The sequence below is a fragment of the Roseateles sp. Mitsp63 genome (assembly GCF_059491535.1).
Map to the genome: position 1 here is coordinate 2,760,379 of NZ_CP168509.1, position 14,098 is coordinate 2,774,476.

Annotated in this window: 12 protein-coding genes; 3 read left to right on the forward strand and 9 right to left on the reverse strand. The window is 68.2% G+C overall.

Translation table 11 applies throughout. The features are described 5' to 3' along the window. Positions 1–37: 37 nt before the first annotated feature. Complete coding sequence (locus tag ACEN96_RS12110) at positions 38–439, reverse strand: 4-oxalocrotonate tautomerase (protein WP_495588261.1); 402 nt, start codon at positions 437–439, stop codon at positions 38–40. Between the two features lie 143 nt (positions 440–582). Between ACEN96_RS12110 and ACEN96_RS12115 the strand changes: the two genes are divergently transcribed. Continuing rightward, positions 583–1,155: a TetR/AcrR family transcriptional regulator gene (locus ACEN96_RS12115; protein WP_495588262.1), complete on the forward strand. Its 573-nt coding sequence runs from the start codon at positions 583–585 to the stop codon at positions 1,153–1,155. A gap of 120 nt (positions 1,156–1,275) precedes the next feature. Here the strand turns inward: ACEN96_RS12115 and ACEN96_RS12120 are convergent, their stop codons facing one another. From ACEN96_RS12120 to ACEN96_RS12155, 8 genes are all read right to left on the reverse strand, one after another. Then, positions 1,276–2,046 (reverse strand): ABC transporter ATP-binding protein, encoded by a 771-nt coding sequence (locus ACEN96_RS12120; protein ID WP_495588263.1) that lies wholly within the window; start codon positions 2,044–2,046, stop codon positions 1,276–1,278. Continuing rightward, positions 2,046–3,173: a succinylglutamate desuccinylase gene (locus ACEN96_RS12125; RefSeq protein ID WP_495588264.1), complete on the reverse strand. Its 1,128-nt coding sequence runs from the start codon at positions 3,171–3,173 to the stop codon at positions 2,046–2,048. The genes ACEN96_RS12120 and ACEN96_RS12125 overlap by 1 nt, the downstream gene beginning before the upstream one ends. A 70-nt stretch (positions 3,174–3,243) precedes the next feature. Next, positions 3,244–3,930 carry an ABC transporter permease gene (locus tag ACEN96_RS12130; protein ID WP_495588265.1) on the reverse strand — a complete coding sequence of 229 codons (687 nt, stop codon included), beginning with the start codon at positions 3,928–3,930 and terminating at the stop codon, positions 3,244–3,246. 58 nt (positions 3,931–3,988) lie between these two features. Further along, positions 3,989–4,681, reverse strand: a complete 693-nt coding sequence (locus ACEN96_RS12135; protein ID WP_495588266.1) for an ABC transporter permease — start codon at positions 4,679–4,681, stop codon at positions 3,989–3,991. 68 nt (positions 4,682–4,749) lie between these two features. After that, on the reverse strand, positions 4,750–5,547 hold the full coding sequence (locus ACEN96_RS12140) for an ABC transporter substrate-binding protein (RefSeq protein WP_495588267.1): 798 nt from the start codon (positions 5,545–5,547) through the stop codon (positions 4,750–4,752). A gap of 140 nt (positions 5,548–5,687) precedes the next feature. Beyond that, a complete protein-coding gene (locus tag ACEN96_RS12145) occupies positions 5,688–6,662 on the reverse strand; it encodes an alpha/beta fold hydrolase (protein WP_495588268.1) in 975 nt (324 codons plus the stop codon). Continuing rightward, positions 6,659–7,450 (reverse strand): sulfurtransferase, encoded by a 792-nt coding sequence (locus ACEN96_RS12150; protein WP_495588269.1) that lies wholly within the window; start codon positions 7,448–7,450, stop codon positions 6,659–6,661. The genes ACEN96_RS12145 and ACEN96_RS12150 overlap by 4 nt, the downstream gene beginning before the upstream one ends. Before the next feature lie 210 nt (positions 7,451–7,660). After that, positions 7,661–8,737: a peptidylprolyl isomerase gene (locus tag ACEN96_RS12155; protein WP_495588270.1), complete on the reverse strand. Its 1,077-nt coding sequence runs from the start codon at positions 8,735–8,737 to the stop codon at positions 7,661–7,663. Positions 8,738–8,796: 59 nt separating this feature from the next. Here ACEN96_RS12155 and dnaE point away from each other — a divergent pair, with 59 nt between their 5' ends. Both dnaE and ACEN96_RS12165 read left to right on the forward strand, forming a co-directional pair. Then, the gene (gene dnaE, locus ACEN96_RS12160; RefSeq protein ID WP_495588271.1) at positions 8,797–12,363 is read left to right on the forward strand and encodes a DNA polymerase III subunit alpha; all 3,567 of its coding nucleotides are present in this window, start codon (positions 8,797–8,799) and stop codon (positions 12,361–12,363) included. Between the two features lie 410 nt (positions 12,364–12,773). Further along, on the forward strand, positions 12,774–14,072 hold the full coding sequence (locus ACEN96_RS12165; protein WP_495588272.1) for a patatin-like phospholipase family protein: 1,299 nt from the start codon (positions 12,774–12,776) through the stop codon (positions 14,070–14,072). Positions 14,073–14,098: the final 26 nt, after the last annotated feature.

Genomic DNA, 14,098 nt, shown 5'->3' on the forward strand with positions numbered 1-14,098 from the left:
GTCCTCCTCGCAAAACCTTTGACGCAAGCTCGCCGAGTCAGCCCACGAGTTGCGCGTTGGTCAACGCCACACCGCCAATTCCCCAGGCGCCGTCCACCGCGTGAACCACGTTCACCCAGATGCGCTCCTTGGGTTGCTTCTCGCCCGACATCGAGTGGATGATCTCGGTGGCCTCTTCGATGTACCCCGATTGAATCTCGCGGGTGTTGAATGCGAACGCCGGAACCTTCCACTCGATGAACGCAACGGCCGCCTCCTTCGATCCGGAGAACGTGTGCTCCTTTGGCACGACGTTGATCGAACCAACGATGTTCGGCGCAATGGCCGCGTTCCCTGTCAGTCCGTGCCACTTGAGCATGGCATCGGAGAGCCGGGCGAAAGCTAGCGTTTCTTGGCCCTTGGGGAGAACGCCTTCGGTGACAGTGAGAGTGAGTGGCATGAAATTTCCCGAGTCAGAGGGTTGCGGCGTCAAGAGCAGCTTGGCCCGACAATCGAGCGTCGCGTAACGACCGTGATGCGAATATAGATAACGATCGTTATTCGGTCAACTACAATGCGATCTGGCTGACGGAGAGGATTTCAATGTCACGAGCTGAACAGAAGGCGAGCACGCGTCAGCGCATTCTTGAGGGATCAGGACGTGCGTTTCGCAAGGGCGGATACGCAGGAACAGGAGTCGATGCTCTGGCCAAGGAGGCGGGTGTCACCTCTGGTGCCTTCTACGTCCACTTCGACTCCAAGGGCGACGCTTTCCGTGAGTCGCTGAGACAAGGAATGGACGATTTGCGCGGAGGCATCCTTTACTTCCAAGCAGAGCATGGGCGCGCCTGGTGGACAGAGTTCGTGCGGTTCTATCTCAGCGCAAAGCGAACCTGTGACCTGTCAGAAGGCTGCACGCTGCAGACGATGCCGACTGAGGTGGCACGCTCCGACCAGGAGTCGCGCACTGCCTTCGAAGTGGGACTGCGCGAAGTTGCACAGGCTGTCGTAGATGGCCCCGCCTCGCCACGCGCCCCCAGGAACCTTGAAGCGGCGTGTTCAGCTTTGGCTTCCCTAGTAGGCGCGGTGACACTCGCACGTGCGGTCGGAAACCCGGCCTTTGCAGATCAGATTGCGAATGCGGCCGAGGCGGCGCTGCTGGGCCCGGTTCGATGAAGGTAACTTCGCTTCCCAAAAGCTGCCCCAAAAACTGCCGCCCGTGAGGGCCCGCACCTGACCGAGAGCAGTCGTCGGAGGCGCGGACCCCTCACCGTCGCAGGCGCGCTCTGCCGCCCGCTACTTCAACCCGCCGCTCAGGAACGCCTTCAGGCGCTCGCTCTGCGGCTTGGCCAGCACCTCGCGCGGGTTGCCTTGTTCCTCGACGCGGCCCTGGTGCAGGAACATCGTGTGCGACGAGACCTCGCGCGCGAAGCCCATTTCATGCGTCACGACGATCATCGTGCGGCCCTCCGCCGCCAGGTCGCGCATCACCTTCAGCACCTCGCCGACCAGCTCCGGATCAAGCGCCGAGGTCGGCTCGTCGAAGAGCATCACCTCCGGCTCCACCGCCAGCGCGCGCGCGATCGCCACGCGCTGCTGCTCGCCGCCCGACAGCTGCGCCGGATAGACGTCCTTGCGATGCGACACGCCGACCCGCGCCAGCAGCGCCTCGGCCTTCTCGATCGCCTGCGCGCGCGACTGCTTGAGCACATGCACCGGCGCCTCGATCACGTTCTCCAGCACCGTGCGGTGGCCCCACAGGTTGAAGTTCTGGAACACCATCGCCAGCCGCGCGCGCCAGCGCTGCAACTGCGCCGCATCCCCGGCCTTCAGGCTGCCGTCGCGGTCGCGGACGAGCTTGAGCTCCTCCGTCCCCAGCTTCAGGGTGCCCTCGAAAGGCTGCTCGAGCAGGTTCAGGCAGCGCAGGAAGGTGCTCTTGCCCGAGCCGCTCGACCCGATCAGCGTGATCACGTCGCCCGGCTTCGCGGCCAAGGACACGCCCTTGAGCACTTCGCGCTCGCCGTAGCGTTTATGGAGGTTGTCGACAACAAGACTGGCCGCGGACATCAACGGGCTCCCAACAGTTTTCCGGTGCGGGTCGCCTCGCGGCCCGCGACTTTCGCGACACGCGCGCCGGCCGTGACCAGGCGCAGCGTGTCTCGTGCAAACAGCAGCCCGTCGATCGGGCTCTTCAGATCGGTCACCGAAGCGCTGATCGGGTCGATGACCTGGGCGATCACGTCGCCGGCGCTGACCGTCTCGCCGACCTCGCGCAGGAAGGTCAGCACGCCGCCAACCGGCGAGGGGACCGGGATCGACCCCGCCAGCGGCCGCGCGTCGCCCACGGGCGCCGGCACCGGCGGCGCCGCGCCGTCCGGCGCGATCACGCCGCGATGGATGAGGAAGTCGACGATCGCCTGCGCATCCTTGGCGGCGAGCGCGTGCGTGACGTCCTGCTGGCCGCGCAGCTCCACCGTCACCGACAGCGTCGCCTGCGGGATCGGGAAGCGCTCGCCGAAATGCCGCGCCCACTTCCACCACACCTGCGAGCAGGCCTCGTCGAAGGGGTTGTCGCCCGAGTCCGTCGCCAGCAGCGTCACGCCGGCGCCCAGGTAGGCCGCCAGCGGCTCGCACTGCGGCCAGCACGGCGTCTCGGTGTAGAGGTGCATCACCGCCTGCGCGTCGCAGTGCAGGTCCAGCACGACGTCCGCGTCGCAGGCCATCAGCATCAGCGTCTTGCGCAGCGCCTTGAGTTCGGTGTCGGCGGGCGAGGCCTGGATCTCGGTCTTCAGCGCGGCGCGCAGCACCGCGACGTTCTGGGCCGCGTCGGCGCCCAGGCGCGGCTCGGCCTGTCTGGCCGCGGCCTCGACGTGCTCGGGATAGTGGCGGTTGAAGTTCTCGCCCGACAGTCCCTCGAAGCGGCCCAGGTGCGATTGCAGCCACCACTGCGAGAGCCCGATCGGATTGGCCATCGGCACCAGGATCACCTCGCCGCGCAGGCGGCCGGCGGCCTCCAGCGCGTCGAAGTGGCGGCGCAGGTGCCAGGCGGTGAGCATGCCCGGCAGCTCATCGGCATGCAGCGAGGCCTGGATGTAGACCTTCTGGCCCTGGCCGGGCTGGCCGTAGTGCAGCGAGACCAGCTCGCGCTGCGTGCCCGGGGTCGGGCTCGGGAGCGGATGTTGTCGTACTTGCATGGAATGTCTTTCGATGCCCGCCGCCGGGCGCGTGGGATGCGGCGCCGCGCGGGAGCAGGTGCAAAGGGGATCAGCGCGGCATCAGCGGCTTCAGCCAGCGCTTCTCCGCCTGATGGAACAGTCCGACCAGCACCAGCGTCATCGCGAAGTAGAAGATCGCCGCGGTGATGAAGGCCTCGAACGGGATGTAGTAGGTGGCGTTGATGTCGCGCGCGATGCCGGTGACGTCCATGATGGTCACCACGCTGGCCAGCGCCGTGCCATGCAGCATGAAGATCGCCTCGTTGCTGTAGGCCGGCAGCGCGCGGCGCAGCGCGTGCGGCAGCACGATGCGGCGCAGCATCACCCAGCGGCTCATGCCCAGCGACTTCGCGGCCTCGATCTCGCCGTGCGGCAGCGCGCGGATCGAACCCGCGACGATCTCGGTCGTGTAGGCGCCGGTGTTCAGCACGAAGGTCAGGCAGGCGCAGAACCAGGCTGAGCTGAACAGCGGCCACAGCGCGCTCTGCTGCATCCACTCGAACTGGCCCAGGCCGTAGTAGATGAGGAAGAGCTGCACCAGCATCGGCGTGCCGCGGAACACGTAGGTGTAGACCCAGACCGCGCGCGACAGCCATTTGATCGGCAACGAGCGCAGCACCCCCAGCGGAATGGCGATGAGCAGCCCGATCAGCAGCGAGATGAGCAGCAGCTCCGCGGTGGTCAGCGCGCCGGCGAGGTAGCGCGGGAGGTTCTCGACGATGGCGTCCAGGTTCATGAAGGGCTTCGTTCGGTCGATGTCGGAGGGCGGGGCGCGGATGGCCGGACGGCCGGGCTCACAGCGAATGCCGGCGCACGCCGACGGACAGGCGCTTCTGCAACTGGTCGAAGACCAGCTCGGACACCGAGGTGAAGATCAGGTAGATCAGCGCGACCGCCAGGTAGAACACGAACGGCTCGCGGGTGTTGCCGGCGGCCTGCGAGCCGCGCGTCATCAGGTCGTGCAGGCCGATGACCGACACGATGGCGGTGCTCTTGATCAGCACCAGCCAGTTGTTGGACAGTCCCGGCAGCGCATGCCGGAACATCTGCGGGAAGGTGATGCGCCACGCGACCTGCGCGGGGCTCATGCCGAAGGCCAGGCCCGCCTCGCGCTGCCCCGGCGGCACGGCCAGGAAGGCGCCGCGGAAGGCCTCGGTCAGGTAGGCGCCGAAGATGAAGGCGATCGTGACCACGCCGGCCACGAAGGGATTGACGTCGATGTACTCGTCGTGCCCCATCTGCAGCGCGATCGCGTTCACCGCGACCTGTCCGCCGAAGAAGATCAGCAGCATCAGCACCAGGTCCGGAACGCCGCGGATCAGCGTCGTGTAGACGGTGGCGATACCCTTGGCGACACGGAACTTCGACAGCTTGGCCATCGCGCCGAGCAGCCCCAGCGCCATGGCCAGCGCCATCGAGCTGAGGGCCACGCCCAGGGTCAGTACGGCGCCCTCGAGCAGGCTGGGCAGGTACCCGTGCAGGATCATTCGACGTCCTTCTTCGTTCTCATGGAAAGAGGCCCGGCTGCGCCGGGCCTCGGGGCCTCAGGGCCGCGTCACTTGGCCGAGATGTCGTACTCGAAGTACTTGTCGTTGAGCTTCTTGAACGTGCCGTTGGACTTGACCGCGGCGATGGCGTCGTTGAACTTCTTGCCCAGCGTCTTCTCGTCGGCCTTGCGCATGCCGACACCGCTGCCGACGCCGAAGTACTTCACGTCGCTGTAGCTCGGGCCGGCGAAGGCGAAGCCCTTGCCGGCCGGCGTCTTCAGGAAGCCGACGTCGGCGGCGACCAGGTCCGCCAGCGTCAGGTCCACGCGGCCCGACTTCAGGTCCAGGAAGGCCTGGTCCTGCGTCGCGTAGCGGACGATCTCGCTCTGCTTGAAGGTCTCGGCGGCAAACTTCTCGTGGATGGTCGCGCGCTGCACGCCGATCTTCTTGCCCTTCAGGCCGGCGGGCGAGAAGTCGAACTTGGCGTCGGCCTTGGCGGTGAAGCGGGCCGGGGTGTTGTAGTAGGGGTTGGAGAAGGCGATGACCTTCTTGCGCTCGTCGGTGATGGACACCGAGGCAATGATCGCGTCGACCTTGCGCGCCTGCAGCGCCGGGATCAGGCCGTCGAAGTCCTGCTGCACCAGCGTGCACTCGGCCTTCATCTCGGCGCACAGCGCGTAGGCCAGGTCGATCTCGAAGCCCTTGAGCTTGCCGTCGGCGCCGACTTCGGAGAACGGGGGGTAGGCGCCCTCGACGCCGATGCGGATCTTCTTCCAGTCAGGGGCCTGGGCGCTGGCGGCGCCGGCGGTGGCCAGCAGGGCGCAGGCGGCCAGGGCGGCGCGAGCAAGCAGTTGTCGTCGTTGCATGAAGGCTCCTTGGTGTTGAGCAGGCGTCGTGGATTGGACTTCCGGTTCCACCCTCCTGGCGGTTCGAACCCGCGTCGGAGGGAGGTCGTTCCGGAATGGGGGGGATTGTTGCAATGCCGCACGCGTGGCGGCCATCAGGGTTAAGGAGAGTGCAAAAACGTGTGAACGGCCTGGACGGTGGACGCGGGGTCCTCCTCCTGGGGGACATGCCCCAATCCGGGGAACACCTGCACGCGGCTGTCCTTGATGGCGGCGTGGAAGCGCTCGGCCGCGGCTGGCGGGATCAGACGGTCCCGGCCGCCCCACAGGATCAGCGTGGGCGCCTGGATGCGCGCCAGCAGGCCGGCATCGCGGCCGGGCTCGCGTTGCGCCAGCCGCTGCGCGAGGGCTTCGCGGTTGCCTTCGCGCAACGTCAGCTCGAAGTAGCGGTCCACCAGGGCGGCCGTGACCTTGGATGGATCGCCGTAGACCTCGCGCACGCTGCGGTCCACCAGCGGCCGCGGCAGGAACACGCCGGCCAGCCAGTGCAGCACGCGCCATTGCGGCACGCGGAAGCCATCGGGCACGGCCTCGCTGTGGACATCGAGGCCGCCGGCATCGACCAGCACGAGCGCCGCGACCTGCTCCGGATGTCGCGCGGCAAACTGCCAGGCCAGTCCGCCGCCCATCGAGTTGCCGCCCAGGACCATGCGGCCAATCTGCAACTGCCCCAGGAACGACAACAGGAACGAGTCATAGGCGCCGTCGCTGTAATCCCCTAAGGGCGAGGGCCCGGTGAGGCCGAAGCCCGGCAGGTCCAGCGTGACGACGCGCCGCGTCGCGCTCAGTGACTTCACCCATCCCTCCCAGGTGTGCAGGCTGGCGGCGGTGCCATGCAGCAGCACGATGGGCGTGGTGTCGGAGCGCGGACCTTCGTCGCGGTAATGGACCAGCTGCACCTGGCCGCCCGGCAGCTTCAACTCCATGAAATCGGACGGCGGCGGCGCCCAGCGCGCGACCAGGCTCTCCAGCGGCCGGTCCGGCGCGCGGAAAGCCATCGCCAGCAGCGCGGTCGCCAGCACGGCCAAGCCCAGCAGCTTCATCAGCCGGGCGCCGAAAGTGGGGCGCTCGCTCATTCGACGACGGAATCGGGCGACGGCGCCAGCTCGGGATCGACGGCGCGGCGCTCGTCGAAGACGAAGCAGGTGCCGTGGTAATGCGCGCCGCCGACTTCCTCGAAATACTTCAGGATGCCGCCCTCGAGCTGGTAGACCTTCGCGTCCAGACCATGCCGGCCCGCCTCCTGCTCCAGGTAGAGCGCGGCCTTCTCGCAGCGGATGCCGCCAGTGCAGTAGCTGACCACGGTCTTGCCCTCGAGCTCGGCGCGATGAGCCCGCACGGCGTCGGGAAACTCGCTGAACTTGGCAATGCGCCAGTCGATCGCGCCGTCGAAGGCGCCCACGTCCACCTCGAACGCATTGCGCGTGTCCAAGGTGACCACCGGCCGGCCCTCGTCATCATGACCCTGGTCCAGCCAGCGCCGCAGCGTCGCCGCCGGCAGCGCCGGAGCCCGGGGCGCCCGGTCCGGCCGGATCGTCGGATGATTCATCCGGATGATCTCCGGCTTCACCTTCACCAGCAGCTTGCGGAACGGGACCGCCTCGCTCCAGCTCTCCTTCGGCGCCAGCGCGGCGAAACGCGAGTCGCCGCGCAGCGCATCCACCCACGTCCGCACCGCGTCCGCGGAGCCCGCGAGGAACAGGTTGATGCCTTCCTCCGCGATCAAGATCGTGCCCTTGAGACCCAGCGCCTGCGCGCGTTCGTGCAGCAGATCCCTCAGCACATCCGGCGCGTCGATCGCGACGAACAGGTAGCAGGAGATGTTGAGGATCGACAAGGAATCAGGCGGGACAGCAGTGTTCATGCCGTTGCGGCGGCGTCAGGCCGCGCAGGATCAGCAAAACGCGCGATTGTAGGAGCGTTGAACAGGCATCACTGCGGGAGGCCAGGCGCGGGCACTCCACGGTGCAGGGGGCATCGCGTCCGCGAACCCCCAGCACCATTCCGGCCCCACCCGCGCTCGCTGACCTTGCCGGCGCCATGCGCCGGGAGCGCGCGGCGCGTCAGAGGCGGATCAGCGGCGGGTCTCGGGAGATTTGGGCTCGTTGAGCTTGACGTCCGGGCCCGAGGCCGCAGCGGCCGGCGCGGCCGCCATGGGCTTCGCGCGGACCGGGACCGAGGCGCTGCACAGATCCGTGTAGCCAGGGCTGTGCACGAACCAGCCGCCACGGTGACGGCGCGCGTTCAGCAATTCCTGCCAGGTCGTGGTGTCCGTGCGCAGCACCTGCAGCGCCGGGCGCTGGTCCTCCGGCAAGGTCGACGCCAGCGCGACACGCTCGATGCCCAGACGCTGCTCGGGCTTGTCATAGAAACCCATCGTCGCGCCGCCGCGCGGCAGCGAGGACAGGAACTCCATGCCCTTGAGCACCCGGCCCACCACGGTGATGTTCAGGTCCAGCCCGCGCGGCGCATGGCCAATGACCGCATACAGCTCCGCCCCGGTGCTGGAATCGACCGCGTTGCCCCGGCCAGCGCCCACGCTGCCGTAGCAGTGCGCCAGCCAGGCCCGGCCGGTCTTCGGGTCGGCGGCGGCCGGGAACCCATCCACCTGGCCAGCGCGCGGCGCCCAGCCGTCCACGTCCGGCAGCACCGTCAGGGGGACACCCTTGAGAGGGATCGAGAACTCGGCCGGGAGATGCGCCTTCGCGCCAGCCGGGAAGGGCCGGGCCTTGCCCTTGATGCCGGCTTCCTCGTCGTCGGCATCGGGATCGCCCCATTGGGTGACGAAGTTGTCCTGCACCCGGACGATCGCCAGACCGTCGTAGTAGCCGCCGCGGGCCAGCGCGCGGATGTTGTCGACGTGCGCCGGCGCGAAGCGCGGCGCGAGCTCGATGAAGACCTGACCCTTGGGCAGCGACATCACCAGCAGGTTGTCCGGGTCGACGTCGCGCCAGTCGGCGGCCGGCGCCGTGGCGAGGATGTCCGCGCTGCTCCGGACCGGCTTGGCGGCCGCCTCGGCCGCTGCGACGGGTTTGGCGGCGACCCGGGGCGCGGCCTTCTCGATGGCCGGCCGCGGCGCGGCGGCGGAGGCCGGCAGGGACGCGGCCAGCGTCAACGCGGCCAGCAGGGACAGGGAGGTCGACATCGTCATCCGGGCGCTCCGTGGGAGTGTTCGATGGGAGGCGAGCATAGCCTTCTTACAATCCCGGGATGGCTTTCGTTCACCTCCGCATCCACACCGAGTTTTCAGTCGTCGACGGCACCTTGCGCGTCGACGACGCCGCCAAGGCGGCCGCCAAGGACAAGCAGGTCGCCCTGGGCCTGACGGACCTGGCGAACATGTTCGGCGGAGTGAAGTTCTACAACGCCTGCCGCAAGAACGGCGTCAAGCCGATCCTGGGCGCCGAGGTCTGGCTGGAGCCCGACGCCGCCGACAAGCCGCCCAGCCGCGTGCTGCTGCTGGTGCAGAACTTCCAGGGCTACCTGAACCTGAGCGAGCTGCTGTCGCGCGCCTGGATCCAGAACGTGCAGCGCAACCAGGCGCTGCTGAAGCTGGAGTGGATGCAGGAACTCCACGAAGGCCTGATCTGCCTGGGCGGCATGCAGTTCGGCCCGATGGGCCAGGCGCTGGTGGCCGGCGACGAGGCCAAGGCGCTGGACTGGGCGCGGCGGCTGTCGGCGATCTATCCCGGCCGCTTCTACGTCGAGCTGCAGCGCGCCGGCCTGCCGGGCCAGGAGGCGCTGCTGCGCCAGCTGGTGCCGCTGGCCGCGAAGGCGAAGCTGCCGGTCGTGGCGACGCATCCAATCCAGTTCCTGGAGGAAGACGACTTCGGGGCGCACGAGGCGCGCGTGTGCGTCGCCGACGGCGACACGCTCGCCAATCCGAAGCGGGTGAAGCGCTTCCTGCCCAGCCAGCACTTCAAGTCGCAGGCGGAGATGGAGAAGCTCTTCGCCGACCTGCCCAGCGCGATCGCCAACACGGTGGAGATCGCCCGCCGCTGCAGCCTGTCGCTGGTGCTGGGCAAGCCCCAGCTGCCGAACTTCCCGACCCCGATCCAGGCCGACGGCACGCCGATGCCGATGGAGCAGTACTTCCGCATGCTCTCGTACGAGGGCCTGGAGGACCGGCTGCGGCTGCTGTATCCGGACGAGGCCAAGCGCGAGGCCGTGCGCCCGCGCTACGTGGAGCGGCTGGAGTTCGAGCTCGCGACCATCATCAAGATGGGCTTCCCCGGCTACTTCCTCATCGTGGGTGACTTCATCCGCTGGGCGAAGAACAACGGTTGCCCGGTGGGCCCGGGCCGGGGCTCGGGCGCGGGCTCGCTGGTGGCGTACGTGCTGCTGATCACCGACCTGGACCCGCTGCAGTACAACCTGCTGTTCGAGCGCTTCCTGAACCCGGAACGGGTGTCGATGCCCGACTTCGACATCGACTTCTGCCAGGGCAACCGCGACCGCGTCATCGAGTACGTGAAGGACAAGTACGGCCGCCCGGCGGTGAGCCAGATCGCGACCTTCGGCACCATGGCGGCCAAGGGCGCGCTGCGCGACATCGGCCGGGTGCTGGGCATGGGCTTCGGCCACGTGGACTCGATCGCCAAGCTGGTCCCGGCCCCGCCGGGCAAGACGGTGACGCTGGCCAAGCTGCCGCCCGACTTCGATCCGGACAAGGCCAAGATGGTCTACGCGCGCCACGAGTCGCCGGAGATCGAGGAACGCGAGGCGCAGGACGAGGAAGTCGCCGGCCTGCTGGAGATGGCGGCGCGCGTCGAGGGCACGGTGCGCTCGATCGGCATGCACGCCGGTGGCGTGCTGATCGCGCCGGGCAAGATCACCGACTTCTGCCCGCAATATCAGCAGCCGGGCTCGACCTCGGCGGTGAGCCAGTACGACAAGGACGACGTCGAGGCCATCGGCCTGGTCAAGTTCGACTTCCTGGGGCTGGCGACGCTGACCATCCTGGAGCTGGCCAAGGACTTCATCGTCTCCCGCTATCCGGATCAGGCGGACTTCGCGTTCGAGACCATCCCGCTGGATGACAAGCGGACCTACAAGCTGTTCTCCGACGGCCTGACGGAGTCGGTGTTCCAGTTTGAATCGAGCGGCATGCAGCGCATGCTCAAGGACGCGAAGCCCTCGCGCCTGGAGGACCTGATCGCGCTGAACGCGCTGTACCGGCCGGGCCCGATGGACCTGATCCCCAGCTTCGTCGCGCGCAAGCACGGCAAGGAGGTCGTGGAGTACCCGCATCCACTGGTGGAGCCGGTGCTGTCCGAGACCTACGGGATCATGGTCTACCAGGAGCAGGTGATGCAGACCGCCCAGGTGCTGGGCGGCTACTCGCTCGGCGGCGCGGACATGCTGCGCCGCGCGATGGGCAAGAAGAAGGCCGAAGAGATGGCCATGCACCGCGACCTGTTCCGCAAGGGCGCGGCCGAGAAGGGCATCGGCCAGGACAAGGCCGACGAGGTCTTCGACCTGATGGAGAAGTTCGCGGGCTACGGCTTCAACAAGTCGCACGCGGCCGCGTACTCGCTGCTGGCTTATCACACGGGTTGGCTCAAGGTCCATTTCACGGCGGAGTTCTTCGCCGCGAACATGACGATCGAATCGGACGACACGGACAAGCTCAAGGTGCTCATGAATGACGCCAAGCTGTTCGGAATCGAGTTCGAGCCGCCCAACATCAATCTGGGCGTGGGCCGTTTCGAGCCGATGGGCGCGGACGAGGGCACGGTGCGCACGGCGCCGAAGGAGGGCGGGAAGCCGGGCCTCACGCCGCGCGCGCGCAAGATCAACTACAGCCTGGGCGCGATCAAGGGCACCGGGGCGGGCGCGATCGAGGCGATCGTGCGCGCCCGCACCGAGGGTGGTCCGTTCACGAGCTTCTTCGACTTCTGCGCGCGGGTGGACCGCAAGGCGGTGAACAAGCGCGTGGTGGAGGCGCTGATCAAGGCGGGCGCCTTCGACGCGCTGCATCCGGACCGCGCGCGGCTGCTGGCCAGCGTGGCGCTGGGCTACACCTACGCGGACAACCTGGCGCAGAACGTCAACCAGGGCGGGCTGTTCGACTTCGACGGCACGCATGGCTCGTCGACGGCGGAGCCGGACTTCGTGGAGGTGCCGCCCTGGGGCATCAAGGAGCGGCTCAGCCTGGAGAAGACGGCGATCGGCTTCTACCTGTCGGGTCACCTGTTCGACCAGGCGGAGACGGAGCTGCGCAAGATGGTCAAGCGCCGGATCGTGGACCTGCAGGACAGCCGCGAGCCGACGACGGTGGCGGGGATCGTGTCGGACATGCGGGTGATCAACGGCTCGCGCGGACGGGTGGCGATCTTCAAGATCGATGACAAGACCCATGCGATCGAGGCGGTGGCGAACGAGGAACTGCTCAACGCCAACAAGGAACTGCTGGCCGAGGATGAACTGATCATCGCGGTGGGCAAGGTGCAGAACGACCGCTTCTCGGGCGGGCTGCGGATGAACGTGCAACAGGTGTTCGGGCTGGCGGCGGCGCGGGCGCGCTTCGGCCGCTACCTGCGCACGGCGCCGAACCTGCCGGCGTCGGCGGTGCTGGACCTGGTCAAGAGCTGGCCGGCCAAGCGGGTGGAGACGGAGCAGGGCGTGCTCAGCCAGGGGCTGGAGCTGCGCATCCCGATCAAGCGCGACGGGGCGACGGCCGAACTCGGCCTGGGCGGCGCGGGCAAGTTCTGGCCCAGCGACGAAGCGCTGGAGAAGCTCAAGCCGGCGGAGATCGTGTACGACGCGGGCGGATGAGCTGTCCAACCTGGGTTCCGACAAGGAACTGGCCGAATTGATGGCGGACACCGTTCCGCTGACGGTGCACGCAAAGAGGAAGCCCCGATGAGCGCCGCGTCCAAGCCTGTCTGGCTCTGGCTTCCTGGGGACGTGGAACCGACGGCGTGTGGGCGCTTTACGTTGGAGGGCCGGGTCGGGACATTCGAGTACCGGCAGGCCTATGTCGACGACCATGATTCGAGGAAGACGATCTGCCGTTCCAGGATCCGGTCTGGCTCGACACCAAGCGCCCGCCGGATCTGAAGCCGCGCCGGGACGACCGACGCCGCTGATTCCGGGATCGCTCGCGATCCCGGCTGTTCGTCATCCCCCATTTGCCGGGTAAACCGGCGACATCCTGTCGGCCTGCCGGGCGTAAGCTGCGCCCCATGCGGGATGGCAAGCCCAAGACTGGCCTGATCCTCACCGGGGGAGGCGCGCGCGCGGCCTATCAGGTCGGCGTGCTGGCCGCCATCGCCCAGCTCCGCCGCGATGCCTGCACCACCGGCGACAACCCCTTCCAGGTGATCGCCGGCACCTCCGCCGGCGCGATCAACGCCGCCACGCTCGCTTGCCAGGCGGACGACTTCTGCTCCGCCGTCGACGGCCTGATGTACATCTGGCAGAACATCCACGTCGAGCAGGTCTATGCCGCCGATTCCCTCGGCGTGATCCGCTCCGGCGCCAAGTGGCTCACCATGGTCTCGCTCGGCTGGGCGCTGAACCGCTGGCGCCGCACCCGCCCCCGCAGCCTGCTCGACAACACCCCGCTGCGCGGCCTGCTGGCCCAGTGGATCAAGATGGACCGCCTGGACGACATGCTCGCCCAGGGCTACATCGACGCGCTCGCGGTGTCCGGCTCGAGCTACACCTCCGGCCATCACGTCACCTTCTATCAGACCCACCAGCAGCGCGAGCCCTGGATCCGCACCCAGCGCCTGGCGACCCGCATCCCGCGGCTGTCCATCGAGCACCTGGTCGCGTCCTCCGCGATCCCGTTCATCTTCCCGGCCGAGCCGCTGGACCTCGGCGGCCAGGTGGAATGGTTCGGCGACGGCTCGATGCGCCAGACGGCCCCGATCTCGCCGGCCGTCCACCTGGGCGCGGAGAAGGTCCTCGTGATCGGCGCCGGCCGCATGCACGAGGCCGGCGGCGAAGGCCAGCACGGACCCACGCCGACGGGCCATCCGAGCCTGGCGCAGATCGCCGGCCATGCGCTGTCCAACATCTTCCTGGACGCGCTGGCGGTCGACATCGAGCGCCTCAAGCGGATCAATAGCACGCTGGCGCTGCTGCCCGAGGAGGCGCTGCGCAACACGCCGCTCAAGCCGATCGAGGCGCTCGTCATCGCGCCGAGCCGGCCGCTGGACAGCCTCGCCGCGGAGCACCAGGGCGCGTTGCCGCCGGCGATCCGGGGGCTGCTGCGCGGCGTCGGCGTGTCGGGCGAGGGCGCCACGGCCAGCGGCTCGGCGCTGGTCAGCTACCTGCTCTTCGAGCCCGAATACACCAGCGAGCTCATCACGCTCGGCATGGCCGACACGCTGGCCCGGCGCAGCGAGATCCAGAAGTTCTTCGACTGGCCCGCGCAGCCGCCGCAGGTGGATCCGGCGACGATGCGCCGGCGCGGCGGCGGCTTCGCGCTGCAGATGCCGCCGAATCCACCAGGGCCACCCCGGTTGGTGGCTTGATCCTCCTTCGGGGCGAGGTCTCGACG

Coding starts and splice junctions, on each gene's coding strand:
- ACEN96_RS12155 (WP_495588270.1), bottom strand. CDS start 8,737: ATGACGATGTCGACCTCCCTGTCCCTGCTGGCCGCGTTGACGCTGGCC.
- ACEN96_RS12110 (WP_495588261.1), bottom strand. CDS start 439: ATGCCACTCACTCTCACTGTCACCGAAGGCGTTCTCCCCAAGGGCCAA.
- ACEN96_RS12135 (WP_495588266.1), bottom strand. CDS start 4,681: ATGATCCTGCACGGGTACCTGCCCAGCCTGCTCGAGGGCGCCGTACTG.
- ACEN96_RS12125 (WP_495588264.1), bottom strand. CDS start 3,173: ATGCAAGTACGACAACATCCGCTCCCGAGCCCGACCCCGGGCACGCAG.
- ACEN96_RS12165 (WP_495588272.1), top strand. CDS start 12,774: ATGCGGGATGGCAAGCCCAAGACTGGCCTGATCCTCACCGGGGGAGGC.
- ACEN96_RS12115 (WP_495588262.1), top strand. CDS start 583: ATGTCACGAGCTGAACAGAAGGCGAGCACGCGTCAGCGCATTCTTGAG.
- ACEN96_RS12130 (WP_495588265.1), bottom strand. CDS start 3,930: ATGAACCTGGACGCCATCGTCGAGAACCTCCCGCGCTACCTCGCCGGC.
- ACEN96_RS12140 (WP_495588267.1), bottom strand. CDS start 5,547: ATGCAACGACGACAACTGCTTGCTCGCGCCGCCCTGGCCGCCTGCGCC.
- ACEN96_RS12150 (WP_495588269.1), bottom strand. CDS start 7,450: ATGAACACTGCTGTCCCGCCTGATTCCTTGTCGATCCTCAACATCTCC.
- ACEN96_RS12145 (WP_495588268.1), bottom strand. CDS start 6,662: ATGAGCGAGCGCCCCACTTTCGGCGCCCGGCTGATGAAGCTGCTGGGC.
- dnaE (WP_495588271.1), top strand. CDS start 8,797: ATGGCTTTCGTTCACCTCCGCATCCACACCGAGTTTTCAGTCGTCGAC.
- ACEN96_RS12120 (WP_495588263.1), bottom strand. CDS start 2,046: ATGTCCGCGGCCAGTCTTGTTGTCGACAACCTCCATAAACGCTACGGC.